The following is an 18,047-nucleotide window of genomic DNA, read 5'->3' as shown; positions in this document are numbered from 1 at the left end:
GTTCGATTAGGAAACCGCAATGACCCAAGCACGCAAGGCGATCATCACCGGGATAACGGGCCAGGACGGCGCTTATCTGACGAAGCTCCTGCTCGACAAGGGCTACGAAGTCGTCGGCACGTATCGCCGCACGAGCTCGGTCAACTTCTGGCGCATCGCCGAACTGGGCGTCGACAAGCATCCGAACCTGACGCTCGTCGAGCACGATCTGACCGATCTCGGTTCGAGCCTGCGCCTCATCGAACGGACCCGGCCGGGCGAGCTGTACAACCTCGCCGCGCAGAGCTTCGTCGGCGTGTCGTTCGACCAACCGACGACGACGGCCGACGTCACGGGCCTCGGCGCGCTGAACCTGCTCGAGGCGATTCGCATCGTGAACCCGAAGACGCGCTATTACCAGGCGTCGACGTCGGAGATGTTCGGCAAGGTGCAGGCGATTCCGCAGACCGAGAGCACGCCGTTCTATCCGCGCAGCCCGTACGGCGTCGCGAAGCTGTTCGCGCACTGGACGACGGTCAATTACCGCGAGTCGTACGGCATCTTCGGCTCGAGCGGCATCCTGTTCAATCACGAGTCGCCGCTGCGCGGCCGCGAGTTCGTCACGCGCAAGATCACCGACACCGTCGCGAAGATCAAGCTCGGCAAGGCGAGCCGGCTCGAGCTCGGCAACATGGACGCAAAGCGCGATTGGGGCTTCGCGCTCGAATACGTGGAAGGAATGTGGCGAATGCTACAGGCGGACGAGCCCGACACCTACGTGCTCGCGACGAACCGCACCGAGACGGTGCGCGATTTCGTGCGGATGGCGTTCGCGGCGGCGGGCTATCAACTCGAATGGAGCGGCAAGGCCGAGGACGAGCGCGGAATCGACACCGCGACGGGCAACGTGCTCGTGTCGGTGAATCCGAAGTTCTACCGCCCCGCCGAAGTCGATCTGCTGATCGGCTGTGCGGACAAGGCGAAGGAAAAGCTCGGCTGGACGCCGCAGACGACGCTCGAAGCGCTGTGCCGTATGATGGTCGAGGCCGACATCACGCGCAACAGTCACCATGAAACCTTCTGAACCCGGCGCGCGTCGCGCGCTCGTCACCGGCATCGCAGGCTTCACCGGGCGCCATCTCGCCGCACGCCTCGAAGCGGACGGCTACGACGTGTGGGGCACGGTCGCCCCCAACACCGACGTGCTCGGCGATCCGCTGCTGCGGCGCTGGCGATGCGTGAAGGCGGATCTGCTCGACGTCGACTCGCTGCACGCGGCGGTCGCCGATGCCCGGCCGCACGCGGTCGTGCATCTCGCGGCGCGCGCGCATGTCGCGCACGGCAATCCGCAGGATACGTACCTCGTCAACGTGGTTGGCACGCGCAACCTGCTCGCGTCGCTCGAGGGCCTCGACACGCGCCCGAACGCGGTGCTGCTCGCAAGCAGCGCGAACGTCTACGGCAATGCGCCGACCGAAGTGCTCGATGAAACGACGCCGCCGTCGCCGGCGAACGACTACGCGGTCAGCAAGCTCGCGATGGAATACATGGCGAGGCTCTGGTTCGACCGCCTGCCGATCGTGATCGCGCGACCGTTCAACTACACGGGCGTCGGCCAGAGCGACGCGTATCTGCTGCCGAAGCTCGTCGCGCACTACGCGCGCGGCGAGTCGCGCATCTCGCTGGGCAATCTCGACGTGAGCCGCGATTTCTCCGACGTGCGCGACATCGTCGACGCGTACGCGCGGCTCATCGACGCCGCGCCGGCGGGCGAGACGTTCAACGTATGCGCGGAGCGCGGCTATGCGTTGAAAGAGGTGCTGGCGATGCTCGCGCGTATCGCAGGCTACGTGATCGCCGTCAGCGTCGATCCGCGCTTCGTGCGCGCGAACGAAGTGAAGAAGCTGGTCGGTTCGCGGCAGAAGCTGCGCGGCGCGATCGGCGACACGCACCGCACGCCGCTCGACGAAACGCTGCGATGGATGTACGACGACATGCGCTCGACAATCGTCGCGCGCGAGGGTCAGCCGGCCAGCTGAGCGTCGATGCTCTTCGCGAGCGGCCGCGGCGTGTCGCCCGTGTGCAGCGTCGCGACGGTCTCGATCAGCGCGATCCCGCACGCTTCCCCGGCGACCGGGTTGTGCATCGTGTGCTTCGGCACGATGCAGAAGTCGCCCGCGTTCAGCACGACGTCGCGATCCTCGAATCGAATGCGCAAGCTGCCGTAGACGACGTAGAACATCTCGTCCTCGTCGGCGTGCTTGTGCCATGTGAATTCGCCCTTCAGCTTCGCGACCTTCACGTACTGATCGTTCACGCGCCCGACGACGCGCGGCGACCAGTATTCGGCCACGTCGCGCAACGCCGCTTCGAAATTGATGCCGATGCCGGCCTGAAACATGGGGACGCTTCTGGTTCGATGCATTCGAACGGCCAGCTTAGCAGTTGGCGCGAACGCGCCGAAGGCGGCGCGTCGCGGCCCGGTGCGGTGTGTCGCGGCTCGCTCCCACGCTTCACGCGGCACCGCGCGAAGCCAAGCAAGGCGAAACAAAGCGAAACAAAGCGAAGCGATGCGAAGCAAGGCGATGCGGCTCGACGCGCGCGCCATGCGCCATGCATGCGTGCGCGCCGCAAGATTTTCAGCGTCAGCCCTCGAGCCCCCGCGCGAGATCGTCGCGAATGTCCGCCGGGTCCTCCAGCCCGACCGCAAGCCGGATCAGCCCCTCGGTGATCCCCGCCGCCTCGCGCGCCTGAGGCGTGATGCGGCTGTGCGTCGTCGTCGCCGGATGCGTGATCGTCGTGCGCGTGTCGCCGAGATTCGCGGTGATCGACACGATCTTCGTGCCGTCGATCACGCGCCATGCGTTCGCGCGCTGCTGCTCGGGCGTGTCGCCCTTCAGCTCGAACGACACGACCGAGCCGCCCGACTTCTGCTGGCGCTTCGCGAGCGCGTATTGCGGATGCGATTCGAGCCCCGGATAGAACACGCGCTTGACGGCCGGATGCGCCTCGAGCCAGCGAGCGATCTCGAGCGCGTTCTCCGATTGCCGGTTCACGCGCAGCGACAGCGTCTCCATGCCCTTGAGCAGCACCCACGCGTTGAACGCGGACAGCGTCGGCCCCGCGGTGCGCACGAACGGGAACACCTTCTCCATGATGAACGCCTTCGAGCCGACGAGCGCGCCGCCGAGCACGCGGCCCTGGCCGTCGAGGAACTTGGTCGCCGAGTGCATCACGACGTCCGCGCCGAGCTTGAGCGGCTGCTGCAGCACCGGGCTGCAGAAACAGTTGTCGACGACGAACAGCGCGTTCGCCGCCTTCGCGATCTTGCCGATCGCCTCGATGTCGGCGAGCTCGGTCATCGGGTTCGACGGCGTCTCGAGGAAGAACATCTTCGTCTCGGGGCGCACGGCGGCACGCCATGCGTCGAGATCGGCCGGATCGACGAACGTCGTCTCGATGCCGAACTTCGCGAAGATCTGCCCGAACAGCCCGAGCGTCGAGCCGAACAGGCTGCGCGAGCTGACGAGGTGGTCGCCCGCCTGCAACGCGGCCATCACGACCGACGTGATCGCCGCCATCCCGGACGCGGTCGCGATGCACGCCTCGCCGCCCTCGAGCGCCGCGAGGCGATCCTGGAACATCGTGACGGTCGGGTTCGTGAAGCGCGAGTACGTGTAATAGTCTTCCGAATGCTTGAAGCGCTCGGCCGCCTCGGCCGCGCTCGCGTAGCAGAAGCTCGACGTCAGGAAGAGCGCTTCCGAATGTTCGTTGAATTCGCTGCGCAGCGTGCCCGAGCGCACGGCGAGCGTGTCGAAGTTGAGAGAATCGTCCATGTTCCGTTCATCCGTTTTCAAGCGCATCGCCGCCGTGCGCGCCGCGCGGCGAATGCGCAGACCAACAAAAAGCCCGCTCATGCGTCGGCATCAGCGGGCTTAGTGTGCGGTACGAACAGCTATCGACTCGGGCCGGCGTGGCGCTGCTCGCCGGCCTTCGCTTTAGCTGTTTTGGGTTGCCCCGCGTCCGCAAGCTGAAATCAAATCGACGCAAGGCCTCATCGTATCACGCCTTTTCGGTCATGTGCGCGGGGCGCTCACTCGACCGACAGCTGCAGGTTCATCTGCGAGCGCTCGGCGCCTTCGCCGTTCGAATCGCGATCGGCCTGCGACGCGGGCGCGAGACGCGCGCGCTCGATCGCGTCGAGATACTCGGGCGTGACGTCGCCCGTGATGTACTCGCCGTCGAAGCACGACGCCTCGAAGCGCTCGAGCGACGGATTGATGTCGCGCACCGCGCGGCGCAGATCGTCGACGTCCTGATAGATCAGGTAATCGGCGCCGATGATCTTCGCGACTTCCTCGTCGGTGCGGCCGTGCGCGACGAGCTCGCCGCGCGTCGGCATGTCGATGCCGTAGACGTTCGGGAACTTCACGGGCGGCGCCGCCGACGCGAAGATCACCGACTTCGCGCCCGCGTCGCGCGCCATCTGCACGATCTCGTGCGACGTGGTGCCGCGCACGATCGAATCGTCGACGATCAGCACGTGCTTGTCCTTGAACTCGATGCTCATCGCGTTGAGCTTCTGGCGCACCGACTTCTTGCGCACCGCCTGGCCCGGCATGATGAACGTGCGGCCGACGTAGCGGTTCTTGAAGAAGCCTTCGCGGTACTCGACGCCGAGCTTCGCCGCCACCTGCATCGCCGCCGGCCGCGACGAATCGGGAATCGGCATCACGACGTCGATCGGCACGTTCGGCAGCTCGCGCTTGACCTTCTCGGCGAGGTAGTCGCCCATGCGCAGGCGGACGTTGTACACAGGCACGCCGTCGAGGCACGAATCCGGACGCGCGAGGTACACGTACTCGAACATGCACGGGTTCAGGCTCGGCTTGTCCGCGCACTGGCGGCTGTGGAACTTGCCGTTCACGTCGATGAAGACCGCCTCGCCCGGCTGCACGTCGCGAACGAACTCGAAGCCGATGCCCTCCACCGCGACCGATTCCGACGCGACGATCCACTCGGTGCCCTGCTCGGTCTCGAGCTTGCCGATGCAAAGCGGGCGGATGCCGAACGGATCGCGGAACGCGAGCAGGCCGCAGCCCGCGATCAGCGACACGATCGCGTACGAGCCGTGCGCGCGGCGGTGCACGCCCGCGACCGCCTTGAACAGCGAATCCGGATCGAGCTCGAGGCCCGTCGTCGACAGTTGCAGCTCGTGCGCGAGCACGTTCAGCAGCACTTCGCTGTCGGAATTCGTGTTGATGTGGCGGCGGTCAATCCGGAACATCTCGTCCTTCAACTGTTGCCAGTTCGTCAGATTGCCGTTGTGCGCGAGGATGATGCCGAACGGCGCGTTCACGTAGAACGGTTGCGCTTCGGCTTCGCTCGACGCGGAGCCCGCCGTCGGATAACGGACCTGACCGATCCCGGCCGTGCCGGGCAGGCTGCGCATGTTGCGCGTGCGGAACACGTCGCGCACCATGCCGTTCGCCTTGTACATGTGGAAATTGCTGCCGTCCGCCGTCGCGATGCCCGCCGCGTCCTGACCGCGGTGCTGCAGCAGCAGCAGGCTGTCATAGACGAGCTGGTTGACCGGAGACTGGGAGATAACGCCTACGATGCCGCACATGGCATGTCCTTCAACGATACAAAAAACGGTTCGGTCGGTGCGCTCGCGCGGATCAGACGTGAATGTACGCAGCGAGCCCGTCGGGCAAGAGCGGCTTCAGCTCGCGCACGCCCTGTTCGGCGAACGGACGCAACAACGCGTCGCGCCAGAAATCCTGTTTCGGCAGCTCGGTCAAGCCGGCCCCGGCGACGAGCAGCAGCACGAGCAGCACGCCGCGCACGAGGCCGAACATCATGCCGAGCGACCGGTCGACGCCGCCCAGGCCCGTCGCCTGCGCGATCCGCGACAGCAACGCGTTCGCGACGCCCGCGACGAGCACGACGCCGATGACGATCAACGCGAACGCGACGGCCCACTGAGTCAACGCGCCGCCCGGCCAAGTCGCCGGAATGTAGGGCAGCACGACGCCGACGAATCGGCACGCGATCAAAAATGCGGCGATCCAGCCGATCAGGCCGAAGATCTCGCCGACGAAGCCGCGCCACGCGCCGCGCATCGCCGACAGACCGATCACCAGCAGGACGGCGTAATCGAAAGCGGTCAGCATCGCCCTTTACTGCGTGAGGCCCGCTTCGCGCACCTTCGCGATCGCGGAGGAGGCGGCCGCGCGATCGGCGAACGGCCCCGCGCGCAACAGTGTAGCCGTACTGCCGTCGGCCTGCTTGCGATGCTCGACATACGCGGGCACGCCCGCCGCTTTCAACTTCGCCGCCCAGTCGCGGGCGGTCGCGTCGTCGCGAAACGAGCCGAGCTGCAGCGCGAAGCGCGCGCCGGGCGGCGATGCGGGCGACGACGCGTCGCCGTCGGCCGAGGCGCGCGCCGCCGCGGCATCCTGCGACGGCTGCGCGGCCGGCTTCTGCGCGGCGCTCGGCGCCTTCGCGGCGGCGGTTTGCGTGTGCTTCGCGTCCTGCGTGTGCTTCGCGTCCGTCTTCGCGGTCGCGACGGGCGCGGGCGCCGGCGCCGGCGCGGCGGGCGCGACGCTCGCGGTCGCGGCCGTTTCGGACGCGGGCGGCTCGTCGTGCGCGACGCCCGCCTGGAGGTCCGACGCGTCTTCGTCGTTCGCGGCGGCCGCCTGGTGCGACGGACGGTTCGGAATGTCGATCTGGACGTCGTCGGTGACGGGCTTCGGATGCGAATCGAGCACCATCGGCAGCACGATCACCGCGGCGACGACGAGCGCGATCGCGCCGACGAGGCGCCGGCGCGCGCGTTGTTTTTCAGGAAGGGTCGGATCGAGCAGCAGTGCGTCGGTGTCGGGCCGCTCGGTGCGGCGCGACCGGCGCTCCACGCGTTCGGTGCGCACGGTCCGGGCGCCGGACCGCGACCCGCGCCTTTGCGGCGCGTCGTCCTCTTTCTTGCCGAACGAGAAAATTCCCATGTATGGCTGAACCCGAAGCTACTCGTCAGTCAGTGGTCATGGCGGCGGTCCACGACGGGCATCACGCCCGCTACCGTGTAGAAGCTACCGAAAACCAAGATTCTATCATTGTCGGATGCGCTTTTTAGTGCATCGAGGAACGCGTCGGCCGGACTCGCGTGGCGCGTGACGCTGTGCTGCGCGCCGCTCTCGACGCCCGCGCCGCGCAGCACGCGCTCGAGCACGTCAGCCGACGCGGCGCGCGGCAACGGCAGGTCGGTCAGATGCCAGTGATCGATCGAGCCCTTCAGGCGCGCGACGATTCCGGCGAGATCCTTGTCGGCCATCGCGCCGAACACCGCGTGCGTGTACGGGTAGTAGCCCATGCTGTCGAGATTCTGCGCAAGCACCGCGGCCGCGTGCGGGTTGTGCGCGACGTCGAGCAGCACGAGCGGCTTGCCGGGCAGCACCTGGAAGCGCCCCGGCAACTCGACGTTCGCGAGCCCGAGCCGGATGTCCTGCGCGGACACGGGCAGACGCTCGCGCAGCGCCTCGAGCGCGGCGAGCGCGGCCGATGCGTTGAGCAGCTGGTTCGCGCCGCGCAGCGCCGGATACGCGAGCGCCGGATAGCGCTTGTCGCGGCCGACGTACGTCCATTGCTGGCGCTCGCTGCCCGGCTGCGTCGCGAAGCGGAAGTCGCGCCCGACGAGCCAGAGGTCCGCGCCGATCGCCGCCGCGTGGTCGACGAGCGTCTGCGGCGGCGCCGGGTCGCCGCAGATCGCGGGCTTGCCGGCGCGGAAGATGCCCGCCTTCTCGAACGCGATCTTCTCGCGGGTGTCGCCGAGGTATTCGATGTGGTCGACGTCGATGCTCGTCACGATCGCGCAATCGGTGTCGATCACGTTGACCGCGTCGAGCCGGCCGCCGAGCCCGACTTCGAGGATCACCGCGTCGAGCCCGCGCGACGCGAACAGGTGCATGATCGCGAGCGTCGTGAACTCGAAATACGTGAGCGACACCGGCTCCGGCAGGCTCGTGCGCGCCGCCTCGACCGCCTCGAAGTGCGGAAGCAGCTCGGCGTCCTCGACGATCCGCCCGTCGATGCGCGCGCGCTCGTTAAAGCGCAGCAGATGCGGCGACGTGTGGCAGCCGACCTTATAGCCCGCGCGCACGAGAATCGTCTCGACGAACGCGCAGGTCGAGCCCTTGCCGTTCGTGCCGCCGACGGTGACCACCGGGCACGCGAACGCGAGCTTCAGCGCGTCCTTGACCTGGCCGATGCGGGTCAGGCCCATGTCGATGCCGACGGGATGCGCGCTTTCGAGATGCGAGAGCCACGCGTCGAGAGTGGGAAAAGTGCTCATCGAATTCAACTGCGAGTCAAAGCGGCGAGTCCGGGAGAATCCGCCGAAAAAACAAACGCGCCGCTCGGCGCAAGCCGAGCGACGCGCGGTGGTGCGATCATGCGCGCGGCCGTCAAGCCAGCGCGTCGGCCGGCTGGCGCTGCAAGAGCGCGAGCAGTTGCGCGATCTCGTCGCGCATCTTGCGGCGGTCGACGATCATGTCGATCGCGCCCGTCGTCAGCAGGAACTCGGCGCGCTGGAAGCCTTCCGGCAGCTTCTCGCGCACCGTCTGCTCGATCACGCGCGGGCCCGCGAAGCCGATCAGCGCCTTCGGCTCGGCGATCACGACGTCGCCCAAGAACGCGAAGCTCGCCGACACGCCGCCCATCGTCGGATCGGTCAGCACCGAAATGAACGGCAGCTTCGCCTCGGAGAGCTTCGTCAGCATCGCGGTGGTCTTCGCCATTTGCATCAGCGACAGCAGGCTTTCCTGCATCCGCGCGCCGCCCGACGCGGTGAAGCAGATGAACGGCACCTGCTGCTCGAGCGCGTTCTGCGCGCCGCGCACGAAGCGCTCGCCGACGACCGAGCCCATCGAGCCGCCCATGAACGAGAACTCGAAGCACGCGGCGACCACGGGCAGCGTGTGGATCGCGCCGCCCATCACGACCATCGCGTCGGTCTCGCCCGTCTCGTCCATCGCTTCCTTCAGACGATCAGGATACTTGCGGCTGTCCTTGAACTTCAGCGAATCGACCGGCACGATCTCCTGGCCGATCTCGTAGCGGCCCTCCGGATCGAGCAGCGCGTCGAGGCGCTCGCGCGCGCCGATCCGCATGTGGTGATCGCACTTCGGGCACACGTGCTGATTCGCGTCGACGTCGTTACGGTACAGCACCGCTTCGCACGACGGGCACTTGACCCACAGGCCCTCGGGAATCCCCTTGCGGCTTTTCGGATCGGTCTGCTTGATCTTCGGCGGCAACAGTTTGTCGAGCCAGCTCATCGTATGGTTTCCTGTTCGGTGGCGGGCCGGGCGTTCTGCCCCCGGCCCGCGGTCAGCTTGTGTTGACGTGTCCCGCGCGTCGCTTACGCGGCCGGCTCGGCCGCGCCGTCGATCGCGGCGCGCAGCTCGGCGACGAACGCCTCGAGTTCGGCGGCGGCGTTCTCCGGCGCGGCCTGCTCCAGCAACTGGACGAGGCGGCTGCCGATCACGACGGCGTCCGCCACCTCGGCCACCGCGCGCGCCGTCGCGGCGTCGCGGATGCCGAAACCGACCCCGATCGGCAGCGGCACGCGCGACTTGATGGCCGGGATTTTACCCGCAATGCTGGAAACATCCAGATTTCCGGCGCCCGTCACGCCCTTGAGCGATACATAGTAGACGTAGCCGCTCGCCACGTGGCCGACGGCGGCGATCCGGTCGTCGGTCGACGTCGGCGCGAGCAGGAAAATCGGATCGATGCCCACCGCGCGCATCTTCGCGGCGAAATCGTGCGATTCCTCCGGAGGATAGTCGACGACGAGCACGCCGTCGACGCCCGCGTCGCGCGCGGCCGCGGCAAACGCGTCCTCGCCCATCCGCTCGATCGGATTCGCATAGCCCATCAGCACGACGGGCGTCTTCTGGTCGCGCTCGCGGAAGCGCTTCACGTCGCCGAGCACGCCGGCGAGCGTCACGCCCTTCGCGAGCGCGCGCTCGGACGAGCGCTGGATCACGGGGCCGTCCGCCATCGGGTCGGAGAACGGCACGCCGAGCTCGATCACGTCGGCGCCGCCTTCGGCGAGCGCGTGCATCAGCTCGACCGTCTTCGCCGGATCGGGATCGCCCGCGGTGATGAACGGAATCAGCCCTTTACGGCCTTGGGCGGCGAGTGCGGCGAAGGTATTCTGAATACGGGACATGGTTTTTTCCAAATCGTACGCTATCGCGCGCGCGGCGACGCTTACGCGTCGATCGGCGCCGCGAGCGCCGCCACGCGCTCACGCGCGATCGCGCAATAGCTTTCGTTGATCTCGTAGCCGACGAAGCCGCGCCGCTGCCGCGCGCAGGCCACCGCGGTCGTGCCGCTGCCCATGAACGGATCGAGCACGCGGCCGCCCGGCGGGCAGCTCGCGAGCACCATCCGCTCGATGATCTCGAGCGGCTTCTGGGTCGGATGGTCGACCCGCTCCGCATGCTGGCGATGCAGGCGCGACACGGACCACACGTCCTTCGGGTTGTAGCCGAGCTCGAGCCACTTGCTGCCTTCGAACAGCTTGCGCGAGCGCGCCTTCTTCGTATCGGCGTCGTATGGGATGCGAACCGGATCGAGATCGAAGTAATAGCCCTTCGACACCGCGAAAAAGCCGATGTTGTCGTGCACCGACGTGAAGCGGCGCGTCGTGCCGCCCATGCTCGGCACGCGCCGGTCCCAGATGATCTCGTTGATCATCGTGAGCCTCGTCTTCAGGAAGCTGAAGATCTCGGGCGCGTACTGCCACGTGCAGAACACGTACATCGAGCCGGTGGACTTGAGCTTCGGAATCGCGAGTTCGAGCCACTCGCGCGTCCACGCGAGGTGGTCGTCGCCGGAGCGCTTGTCCGAGTCGTTGCCGTAATCCTTGCCGAGCCCGTACGGCGGATCGGCGACGATCAGGTCGATCGACGCGTCCGGCAGGCTCGCGGCTTCAGTCAGGAAATCGCGGTTGATGAGTTCGATGCCGGCCGGCCGCGCGCGAGCGGCGTCCGCGGCCGGAACCGCTTCCGCCCCGCTCGCCGCGCCGCCCGCCGGCTCTTCGATCAGGTCACGCATCGTTCGGGTTCAGAGCGCGATGCCCGATCGCTCGGCGACCGTGTGCATGTCCTTGTCGCCGCGGCCCGACAGGTTGACGAGCAGGACTTTGTCCTTCGGCAGCGTCGGCGCGAGCTTCGTCGCATACGCGATCGCGTGGCTCGATTCGAGCGCCGGGATGATCCCCTCGATCCGGCAGCAGTCGTGGAACGCCTTCAGCGCTTCGTCGTCGGTGATGCCGACGTACTGCGCGCGGCCGCTGTCCTTCAACCACGCGTGCTCGGGGCCGACGCCCGGATAGTCGAGGCCCGCCGACACCGAGTGCGTCTCGATGATCTGGCCGTTGTCGTCCTGCAGCAGGTACGTGCGGTTGCCGTGCAGCACGCCGGGGCTGCCGGCGATCAGCGACGCCGCGTGATGGCCCGTGTCGAGGCCGTCGCCCGCCGCCTCGACGCCGATCAGCTGCACCGATTGATCGTCGATGTACGGATAGAAGATGCCCATTGCGTTCGAGCCGCCGCCGACGCACGCGATCACCGCGTCCGGCTGCCGCCCGGCGAGCTCGGGCATCTGCACCTTGCACTCGTCGCCGATCACGCGCTGGAAGTCGCGCACCATCATCGGATACGGGTGCGGGCCCGCGACCGTGCCGATGATGTAGAACGTGTTCTCGATGTTCGTGACCCAGTCGCGCATCGCTTCGTTGAGCGCGTCCTTCAGCGTGCGCGAGCCGGATTCGACGGGCACGACGGTCGCGCCGAGCAGCTTCATCCGATAGACGTTCGCGGCCTGGCGGCGCACGTCTTCCGCGCCCATGTAGACGACGCACTCCATGCCGAAGCGCGCGCAGATCGTCGCGGTCGCGACGCCGTGCTGGCCCGCGCCCGTCTCGGCGATCACCCGCTTCTTGCCCATCCGCTTCGCGAGCAGCGCCTGGCCGATCACGTTGTTCACCTTGTGCGCGCCCGTGTGGTTCAGGTCTTCGCGCTTCAGGTAGATCTGCGCGCCGCCGAGCGTGTCGCTCCAGCGCTGCGCGTGATAGATCGGCGACGGACGGCCGACGAAATGCTTCAGTTCGCGGTTGTACTCGGCGACGAAGTCGGGGTCGTTCTTGAATTTCTCATACGCGGCGCGCAGCTCGTCGAGCGCGTGAATCAGCGTTTCGGCGACGAACACGCCGCCATATGGGCCGAAATGGCCACGATCATCGGGAAGGTTGTACATGACGTCACTCTCGGTTCGACCGCGCGGCGCGCCGGTTCTCGTTTCCGGCGCCCGCCGCGCGGGCTGGCATCACCCGGCGTCCGCGTCGCGCACCGCGCGCACGAACGCCGCCATGCGGGCGCGATCCTTCACGCCCTTCGCGCCCGGCGTTTCGATGCCGCTCGAGACATCGACCGCGAACGGGCGCACCTGACGGATCGCATCACCGACGTTTTGCGCGTTCAACCCACCACTCAAAACGGCCCGACGCGCGAGCTCTGCTGGGATAAGTGACCAATCGAAGACCTTGCCGCTGCCGCCGTAGTGCTCGACGAGGGTGTCGAACAACAAGCCGCGTGCTGCCGAATAGTGAAGAGCCGATTCTACCAAATCGGCCGGCCTGGCCGCCACGCCCACGCGCAGCGCGCGCAGCCACGGCAGGCGCGCCGCGGCGGCGAGCGACGCGCATTGCGCGGGCGTCTCGTCGCCGTGGAATTGCAGCAGCGTGAGCGGCACTTCGTTCGCGACGCGCGCGATCTCGTCCTCGGTCGAATTGACGAACAATCCGACGACCGACACGAACGGCGGCACGCGCGCGGCAAGCGCGGCCGCCTGGTCGATCGTCACGGCGCGCGGACTTTTCGGGTAGAACACGAGGCCGATCGCGTCGGCGCCCAGCTCGGCCGCCCAATCGACGTCGCCGGGCTTCGACAGCCCGCAGAGCTTGATCCGCGTGCGCGGCGGCGGCGCGGCGGCAAGCACGTCGTCGCGCGCACCCGCGGCGAGCGTATCGTCCATTGTCTTCGTCTTGTCGGTCATCATGGTCGTCCGTCCAGATCGGCCCACACGCTGCTCCACGGCACGCTGCCGAGCTGCGCGGGCGGCACCGCGAATTCGGCCGGATAGCCGACGTGCGCGAGATAGAGCCCTTCGGGCATGAAGGTCGGCGCCGCGCAGTCGCGGTCCCGGCTTTCGAGCACTTGCGCGAGCCACGACGCCGGATAGCGGCCGCGCCCCACCGCGACGAGGCAGCCCATCAGGTTGCGCACCATGTGGTGCAGGAACGCGTTCGCGCGGAAGCGGAAATGGATGAAATCGCCGTCGGGGCGGATGCCGATCTGGTACAGATGCTTGACGGGCGACTTCGCCTGGCACTCCGACGAACGGAACGCCGAGAAATCGTGCTCGCCGACGAGGTGCTCGGCAGCTTCGCGCATCGCATCGACGTCGAGCGGCGTGTGGACCCAGCCCGCGCGTGCGGCGAGCATCGGCGAGCGCACCGGATGCACGTACAGCGCATAGTAATAGGTGCGCTCGAACGCGGCGAAGCGCGCGTGGAACGTGTCCGGCATCGGCTTCGCCCATTGCACGGCGACCGTCGGCGGCAGGAACGCGTTCGTGCCGCGCACCCACGAGAAATCCGCGCGATCGAGCTCCGTGTCGAAATGGACGACCTGGCCGAGGCCGTGCACGCCGGTATCGGTGCGGCCCGCGACCGTCGTGTGCAGCGAGGTCTGCGCGAATTCGGCGAGCGCCCGCTCGAGCACGTCCTGGACAGTCTTGCCGTGCGGCTGCGACTGCCAGCCGCAGAACGCCGCGCCGTCGTATTGAATGCCGAGTGCGAATCTCATCACGACAGATCGGCGAGCTTGGCGAGCATCACGCGCGCTTCGTCGCGCGTGTCGGCGTGACCGGCTTCGATCACCTCGTGCAACAGCGTGCGCGCGCCGGCGAGATCGCCGAGCTCGACGTATTCGGACGCGAGCTCGAGCTTGTTGCGCGCGATCTTCGCGAGCGCCTCGGGCGTGAATGCCGGCAGCGACGCGCTCGGGCCAGCCGGCAGTTCCAGATCGAAGTCGAGGTTCAGCGCGCCGAATTGCGCGACGCCGAGCGGCGGCAAGTTCGGGGACGGGGACTGCGATGGCGCGGCCAGCTCGCGGGCCGGTTCGCTGCTCGACGACGCCGGCACCGGCGCGGGTGCAGCGAACGCTGCGCCGGGCTGCGCAGCCGCCGGCGGCGGCTCGACATGTGCGGTCAACGGCGCGTTCGGCAGTTCGATGCCCGGCACGGCAGCCTCGTGCGGCACGGCGGCTTGCTGCGGCACGGCGCCGGCCTGCCGCTGCGCGTGCGCCTGCTCGTGCGCCCGCTCGTGCACATCCGGCGCCGCTCCGATCGGCGTCGGCGCTTGCGGCTCCGTCGCTTCGGCGCGAGCCGCCTGCTGACCGGCGGGATGCGTCGCGCCCGCTTCCGTCGCGAACGATCGCGGCTCGGTCGATCGCGCATCCTGCCCCCGCGCGGCTTCGCCCAGCGGTTCGATCGCCGACGAGTCAGCCGCCCGCGCTACCGCTTCGCCAGGCTCGATTCCGCCCGGCGGCGTGGCATGCAGCGGCTCGGCAACCCATGGGCGGGCCGCATGCATTTCATCGTCGAACGGTTCGCCCTCATTCCGATCCGCCACCGGCTTTGCTTCGCCAAGCGCTCCCGCTTCACGCGGCGCTTCCGCGCCAATCGGCCGATGCGCGTCGGCTTGACCGTTAGTTGCATCCTGGGAAGCATTCGAACCCGCCGGTTCGACAGGTTGCGATTGCACTTCTTGGCCGATGTCGTCAGGCGCCGACTCGCGCGGCGGCAGCGGCATATCGAGGCTGTCGAGCGCGGCGATCGCGTCGCGCGGGAACGCCTGTCGCCATGCGTACGGCGCCGGCTTCGCGCCGGTCGGCGGGACGCCCGCCTCGGCCGCCGCCTCGGCCGCCGATTTGGCCGCCGATTTGGCCGCGAACGGCGCGCTGCCGGGCTCGTCCGCCTGCGGCATCTTCAGCGTCAACGGCTCGGCTGCTCGCGCATGCGGCTCGCGAGCCGGCTCGAGGTCCGGGCCGGCCGCCGACGACGACATCGATTCGCCCTTCGCCGACGCCTTGTCGGTTTCGACGGACGGCACGATCGGCAATGCGTGCCGAGCAGCCGCGTTCGCGCCCTGTTCGCCCGCCTCGTGCGTCTTTTCCGCCGCTTCGGGTTCGGCCGGCGCGCCGGCAATGGCCGCGACCGCATCCGGATCGAGCGCCGGGGCCGGCGTGAACGCGCCCGGCTCGATCGCGTCAGCGGACGGCCCCTTCTTGCGCCGGCGCAGCGCGAAGCCCGCGATCAGCGCGACGACGGCCGCGCCCACCGCGATCGCGGCGCCCATGTTGAACGGCGCCTGCGGCGCCGTCGCGCGCGGCGATACGCTCGCGGGCGACGTCACGGCCGGCGCGGAAGCGGCGTTCGTCGCCGGTCCAGCGGCAGATCCGACCGCGGCCTCTGAGCCCGCCGTTTCGGAGCCTGCGGTTTCGGAGCCGGCCACCGCGGACGTCGCCGCCCCAGCCTCGGCACCAGCCTGCGATTTCTGCGCGCTTCCGGCGGCGGGCGCCGGCGGCGGAGCAAGGTTCGCGGCGGGCTTGCCGATCCCGTGCTTCTGCAACTCCATCAGGACGCGATTCTTCAACGCGAGCAATTGCTGCAGGCTCGACGGCCGCGCTTGCGATGCGCCCGTCGCGGCCTGCGTTGCCGAGCCCGAAGGCATCTGATTTGCGGCGCCGGGAGCGAGCAGCGCCTCCGCGCCCGCCGCCGACGCGCCGTTCGCCCCCGCCGGCGCTTGCTGGATCGAGCCGCTCCAGACGTGCGCGCTGGCGACACCGGACGAAGCGGCGGGCGCCGCCGCCTGAGCGGCCGCGGACGAAGCATGCGCCGACGCCGCGCCGGGCGCCGACTCGCCGTTCACGGTCGACGCGGAACCGGCTGCGCCGGAAGCCGCCAACGCCGCCAATGACGTTGCGCCGCTTGCCGCGGCGACGTGCGACGCCGCCGACGTCGCCACCGGATGCGAGGCCGCTGCGGCCGACCCGGCCGACCCAGCCGACGCGGCCGCATGCGACGCCGCGAGCGCCGCCGACGCGAGCGCGCCGCCCGCCGCCGCGCCGCTTGCGGCCAAGCCGGCCGCCGCGCCCGTCGCGTCGAGCGCGGGCACCGTCAATTGCGCGCCGATCTTCAAGCGGCTCGGATCGCGCTTCATGAACGCCTGCGGATTCGCGTCGAAGAGCGCGCGGCCCGCGCGGGCCAGCACGGCGGGATCGTGCGACTGCGTGACGGCGACAGCAATGTCGTTGAGCGACTGGCCGGGTCGCACGGTGATCGTGAGCGGCGCGGCCTGGTCGCCCGCGGCGGCGCTCGCCGCATCGGGCGCCGCGTGCGCAGCCGTCGCGCCGGCGAGCGCGAGGATGGCGACCGCGACGGCGCGTCGCGCGCTCGGCAGGCCATCGGAGATCGTCGTCGAAGAAAGGAATCGAAGCGTCATCGGCTTGGTCGCCGCGGCGTTACGCGGCCTGGGTTCGCGTTTGGAATAAGACAAAATCGGACCGCAAATAAAAAAAGCGTCGCGTGAAACGCGACGCTTTCGGGTTGTGTACGCGTCGTAATCGCGTAGTTTACTTTACTTGTCGAGCAGAATGCGCAGCATCCGGCGCAGCGGCTCGGCCGCACCCCACAACAATTGATCGCCGACGGTAAATGCCGACAGGTATTCGCCACCCATCGCGAGCTTGCGCAGGCGGCCGACCGGCACCGACAGCGTGCCCGTCACCTTCGCCGGCGACAGATCGCGCATCGACGCTTCGCGCTCGTTCGGCACGACCTTCACCCAGTCGTTCGCCGACGCGAGGATGCCGTTGATCTCGTCGAGCGGCACGTCCTTGTTCAGCTTGATCGTGAGCGCCTGCGAGTGGCAGCGCATCGCGCCGATCCGCACGCACAGGCCGTCGACCGGAATCGAGCCCGGCTCGCCCATCGCCGGCTTGCCGAGGATCTTGTTCGTTTCCGCGCCGCCCTTCCATTCTTCCTTCGACATCCCGTTGCCGAGATCCTTGTCGATCCACGGAATCAGCGAGCCCGCGAGCGGCACGCCGAACTGGCTCGTCGGCATCGCGTCGCTCGTCATCGCGGCGAGCACGCGGCGATCGATGTCGAGGATCGCCGACGCCGGATCGGCGAGCTGCGCCGCAACCGCGCCGTTCAGCGTGCCCATCTGCGCGAGCAGCTCGCGCATGTTCTGCGCGCCCGCGCCCGACGCGGCCTGGTACGTCATCGCCGTCATCCAGTCGACGAGGTTCTCGCGGAACAGGCCGCCCAGCGCCATCAGCATCAGGCTGACCGTGCAGTTGCCGCCGATGAAGTTCTTCGTGCCGTTGACGAGCGCGTCCTTGATCACGTTCAGGTTCACCGGATCGAGGATGATCACCGCGTCGTCCTTCATCCGCAGCGACGACGCCGCGTCGATCCAGTAGCCGTTCCAGCCGGCCGCGCGCAGCTTCGGGAACACGTCGTTCGTGTAGTCGCCGCCCTGGCACGTGATGACGACGTCGCACTTCTTCAGGTCGTCGATGCTCGTCGCATCCTTGAGCGTGGTCTCGTTTTTCGCGAACGACGGCGCCTTGCCGCCCGCGTTGCTGGTGCTGAAAAACACCGGCTCGATCAGATCGAAATCGCCTTCTTCCTGCATGCGCTGCATCAGCACGCTGCCGACCATGCCGCGCCAACCTACGAGACCTACGTTCATGACTAACCCTTTGCTGGAGCTTCCCCGCCTTTTCCGCCCCCGGCGCGACCGCGCGGGGAAACAGGCGGGCACGACGGACGACGATCAGATTTTCGTGATCGTTTTCGTGATGATGATTTTGCCGATGACGATGGCGCGCGCACCCGCACGGGCTTGATTGCCGTGGAGTTTCGAG

At 68.3% G+C, this 18,047-nt stretch carries 17 protein-coding genes; 3 read left to right on the top strand and 14 right to left on the bottom strand.

Annotation, left to right across the window (positions count from 1 at the left end; translation table 11 throughout):
* Positions 1–19 precede the first annotated feature (19 nt).
* On the top strand, positions 20–1,063 hold the full coding sequence (gmd, locus tag X946_RS02160; protein WP_038743568.1) for a GDP-mannose 4,6-dehydratase: 1,044 nt from the start codon (positions 20–22) through the stop codon (positions 1,061–1,063).
* On the top strand, positions 1,050–2,018 hold the full coding sequence (locus X946_RS02155) for an NAD-dependent epimerase/dehydratase family protein (protein WP_038743565.1): 969 nt from the start codon (positions 1,050–1,052) through the stop codon (positions 2,016–2,018). The genes gmd and X946_RS02155 overlap by 14 nt, the downstream gene beginning before the upstream one ends.
* On the opposite strand, the gene X946_RS02150 is transcribed toward X946_RS02155, so the two are convergent.
* From X946_RS02150 to asd, 14 genes are all read right to left on the bottom strand, one after another.
* Positions 2,003–2,380 carry a cupin domain-containing protein gene (locus X946_RS02150; protein WP_038743563.1) on the bottom strand — a complete coding sequence of 126 codons (378 nt, stop codon included), beginning with the start codon at positions 2,378–2,380 and terminating at the stop codon, positions 2,003–2,005. The two genes, X946_RS02155 and X946_RS02150, sit on opposite strands and share 16 nt — an antisense overlap.
* Before the next feature lie 244 nt (positions 2,381–2,624).
* Positions 2,625–3,896, bottom strand: a complete 1,272-nt coding sequence (locus tag X946_RS02145) for an O-succinylhomoserine sulfhydrylase (RefSeq protein ID WP_186448654.1) — start codon at positions 3,894–3,896, stop codon at positions 2,625–2,627.
* 176 nt (positions 3,897–4,072) lie between these two features.
* Entirely contained in the window at positions 4,073–5,608 is a 1,536-nt protein-coding gene (gene purF / locus X946_RS02140) for an amidophosphoribosyltransferase (protein WP_038743561.1), read from the bottom strand.
* Between the two features lie 52 nt (positions 5,609–5,660).
* A complete protein-coding gene (locus tag X946_RS02135; RefSeq protein WP_038743559.1) occupies positions 5,661–6,155 on the bottom strand; it encodes a CvpA family protein in 495 nt (164 codons plus the stop codon).
* 6 nt (positions 6,156–6,161) lie between these two features.
* Entirely contained in the window at positions 6,162–6,986 is an 825-nt protein-coding gene (locus X946_RS02130; protein ID WP_038743558.1) for an SPOR domain-containing protein, read from the bottom strand.
* 29 nt (positions 6,987–7,015) lie between these two features.
* Complete coding sequence (folC, locus tag X946_RS02125; RefSeq protein ID WP_038743868.1) at positions 7,016–8,329, bottom strand: bifunctional tetrahydrofolate synthase/dihydrofolate synthase; 1,314 nt, start codon at positions 8,327–8,329, stop codon at positions 7,016–7,018.
* A 112-nt stretch (positions 8,330–8,441) separates the two neighbouring features.
* Entirely contained in the window at positions 8,442–9,314 is an 873-nt protein-coding gene (accD, locus tag X946_RS02120; RefSeq protein ID WP_038743556.1) for an acetyl-CoA carboxylase, carboxyltransferase subunit beta, read from the bottom strand.
* A gap of 83 nt (positions 9,315–9,397) precedes the next feature.
* A complete protein-coding gene (gene trpA / locus X946_RS02115) occupies positions 9,398–10,213 on the bottom strand; it encodes a tryptophan synthase subunit alpha (protein ID WP_038743553.1) in 816 nt (271 codons plus the stop codon).
* Positions 10,214–10,254: 41 nt separating this feature from the next.
* A complete protein-coding gene (locus X946_RS02110; RefSeq protein WP_038743551.1) occupies positions 10,255–11,103 on the bottom strand; it encodes a DNA-methyltransferase in 849 nt (282 codons plus the stop codon).
* Positions 11,104–11,112: 9 nt separating this feature from the next.
* Entirely contained in the window at positions 11,113–12,306 is a 1,194-nt protein-coding gene (gene trpB, locus X946_RS02105; RefSeq protein ID WP_038743549.1) for a tryptophan synthase subunit beta, read from the bottom strand.
* A 69-nt stretch (positions 12,307–12,375) separates the two neighbouring features.
* Positions 12,376–13,107: a phosphoribosylanthranilate isomerase gene (locus X946_RS02100; protein WP_038743547.1), complete on the bottom strand. Its 732-nt coding sequence runs from the start codon at positions 13,105–13,107 to the stop codon at positions 12,376–12,378.
* Positions 13,104–13,916: a tRNA pseudouridine(38-40) synthase TruA gene (truA, locus tag X946_RS02095; protein ID WP_038743545.1), complete on the bottom strand. Its 813-nt coding sequence runs from the start codon at positions 13,914–13,916 to the stop codon at positions 13,104–13,106. Before truA ends, X946_RS02100 begins: the two co-directional genes overlap by 4 nt.
* Positions 13,916–16,615, bottom strand: coding sequence for a FimV/HubP family polar landmark protein (locus tag X946_RS02090; protein WP_038743543.1), 2,700 nt, complete (start codon positions 16,613–16,615; stop codon positions 13,916–13,918). The genes truA and X946_RS02090 overlap by 1 nt, the downstream gene beginning before the upstream one ends.
* Before the next feature lie 135 nt (positions 16,616–16,750).
* Positions 16,751–17,872, bottom strand: a complete 1,122-nt coding sequence (gene asd / locus X946_RS02085) for an aspartate-semialdehyde dehydrogenase (RefSeq protein ID WP_038743541.1) — start codon at positions 17,870–17,872, stop codon at positions 16,751–16,753.
* Here asd and X946_RS02080 point away from each other — a divergent pair.
* Positions 17,871–18,029 carry a hypothetical protein gene (locus X946_RS02080; protein WP_038743539.1) on the top strand — a complete coding sequence of 53 codons (159 nt, stop codon included), beginning with the start codon at positions 17,871–17,873 and terminating at the stop codon, positions 18,027–18,029. The genes asd and X946_RS02080 overlap by 2 nt on opposite strands.
* The last annotated feature ends 18 nt before the right edge of the window (positions 18,030–18,047 follow it).

Origin of the sequence: Burkholderia sp. ABCPW 111 (assembly GCF_000773065.1) — a bacterium.
In the GTDB taxonomy this organism is placed as follows: domain Bacteria; phylum Pseudomonadota; class Gammaproteobacteria; order Burkholderiales; family Burkholderiaceae; genus Burkholderia; species Burkholderia savannae.
This window is presented reverse-complemented; position numbering and strand designations above follow the sequence as displayed.

Excerpts from the sequence above, each read along its gene's own strand:
- folC (WP_038743868.1), bottom strand. The coding sequence starts at position 8,329 with ATGAGCACTTTTCCCACTCTCGACGCGTGGCTCTCGCATCTCGAAAGC.
- X946_RS02150 (WP_038743563.1), bottom strand. The coding sequence starts at position 2,380 with ATGTTTCAGGCCGGCATCGGCATCAATTTCGAAGCGGCGTTGCGCGAC.
- asd (WP_038743541.1), bottom strand. The coding sequence starts at position 17,872 with ATGAACGTAGGTCTCGTAGGTTGGCGCGGCATGGTCGGCAGCGTGCTG.
- trpB (WP_038743549.1), bottom strand. The coding sequence starts at position 12,306 with ATGTACAACCTTCCCGATGATCGTGGCCATTTCGGCCCATATGGCGGC.
- purF (WP_038743561.1), bottom strand. The coding sequence starts at position 5,608 with ATGTGCGGCATCGTAGGCGTTATCTCCCAGTCTCCGGTCAACCAGCTC.
- X946_RS02100 (WP_038743547.1), bottom strand. The coding sequence starts at position 13,107 with ATGATGACCGACAAGACGAAGACAATGGACGATACGCTCGCCGCGGGT.
- trpA (WP_038743553.1), bottom strand. The coding sequence starts at position 10,213 with ATGTCCCGTATTCAGAATACCTTCGCCGCACTCGCCGCCCAAGGCCGT.
- X946_RS02130 (WP_038743558.1), bottom strand. The coding sequence starts at position 6,986 with ATGGGAATTTTCTCGTTCGGCAAGAAAGAGGACGACGCGCCGCAAAGG.
- truA (WP_038743545.1), bottom strand. The coding sequence starts at position 13,916 with ATGAGATTCGCACTCGGCATTCAATACGACGGCGCGGCGTTCTGCGGC.
- X946_RS02145 (WP_186448654.1), bottom strand. The coding sequence starts at position 3,896 with ATGAGCGGGCTTTTTGTTGGTCTGCGCATTCGCCGCGCGGCGCGCACG.
- gmd (WP_038743568.1), top strand. The coding sequence starts at position 20 with ATGACCCAAGCACGCAAGGCGATCATCACCGGGATAACGGGCCAGGAC.
- X946_RS02135 (WP_038743559.1), bottom strand. The coding sequence starts at position 6,155 with ATGCTGACCGCTTTCGATTACGCCGTCCTGCTGGTGATCGGTCTGTCG.
- accD (WP_038743556.1), bottom strand. The coding sequence starts at position 9,314 with ATGAGCTGGCTCGACAAACTGTTGCCGCCGAAGATCAAGCAGACCGAT.
- X946_RS02110 (WP_038743551.1), bottom strand. The coding sequence starts at position 11,103 with ATGCGTGACCTGATCGAAGAGCCGGCGGGCGGCGCGGCGAGCGGGGCG.
- X946_RS02080 (WP_038743539.1), top strand. The coding sequence starts at position 17,871 with ATGACTAACCCTTTGCTGGAGCTTCCCCGCCTTTTCCGCCCCCGGCGC.
- X946_RS02155 (WP_038743565.1), top strand. The coding sequence starts at position 1,050 with ATGAAACCTTCTGAACCCGGCGCGCGTCGCGCGCTCGTCACCGGCATC.
- X946_RS02090 (WP_038743543.1), bottom strand. The coding sequence starts at position 16,615 with ATGACGCTTCGATTCCTTTCTTCGACGACGATCTCCGATGGCCTGCCG.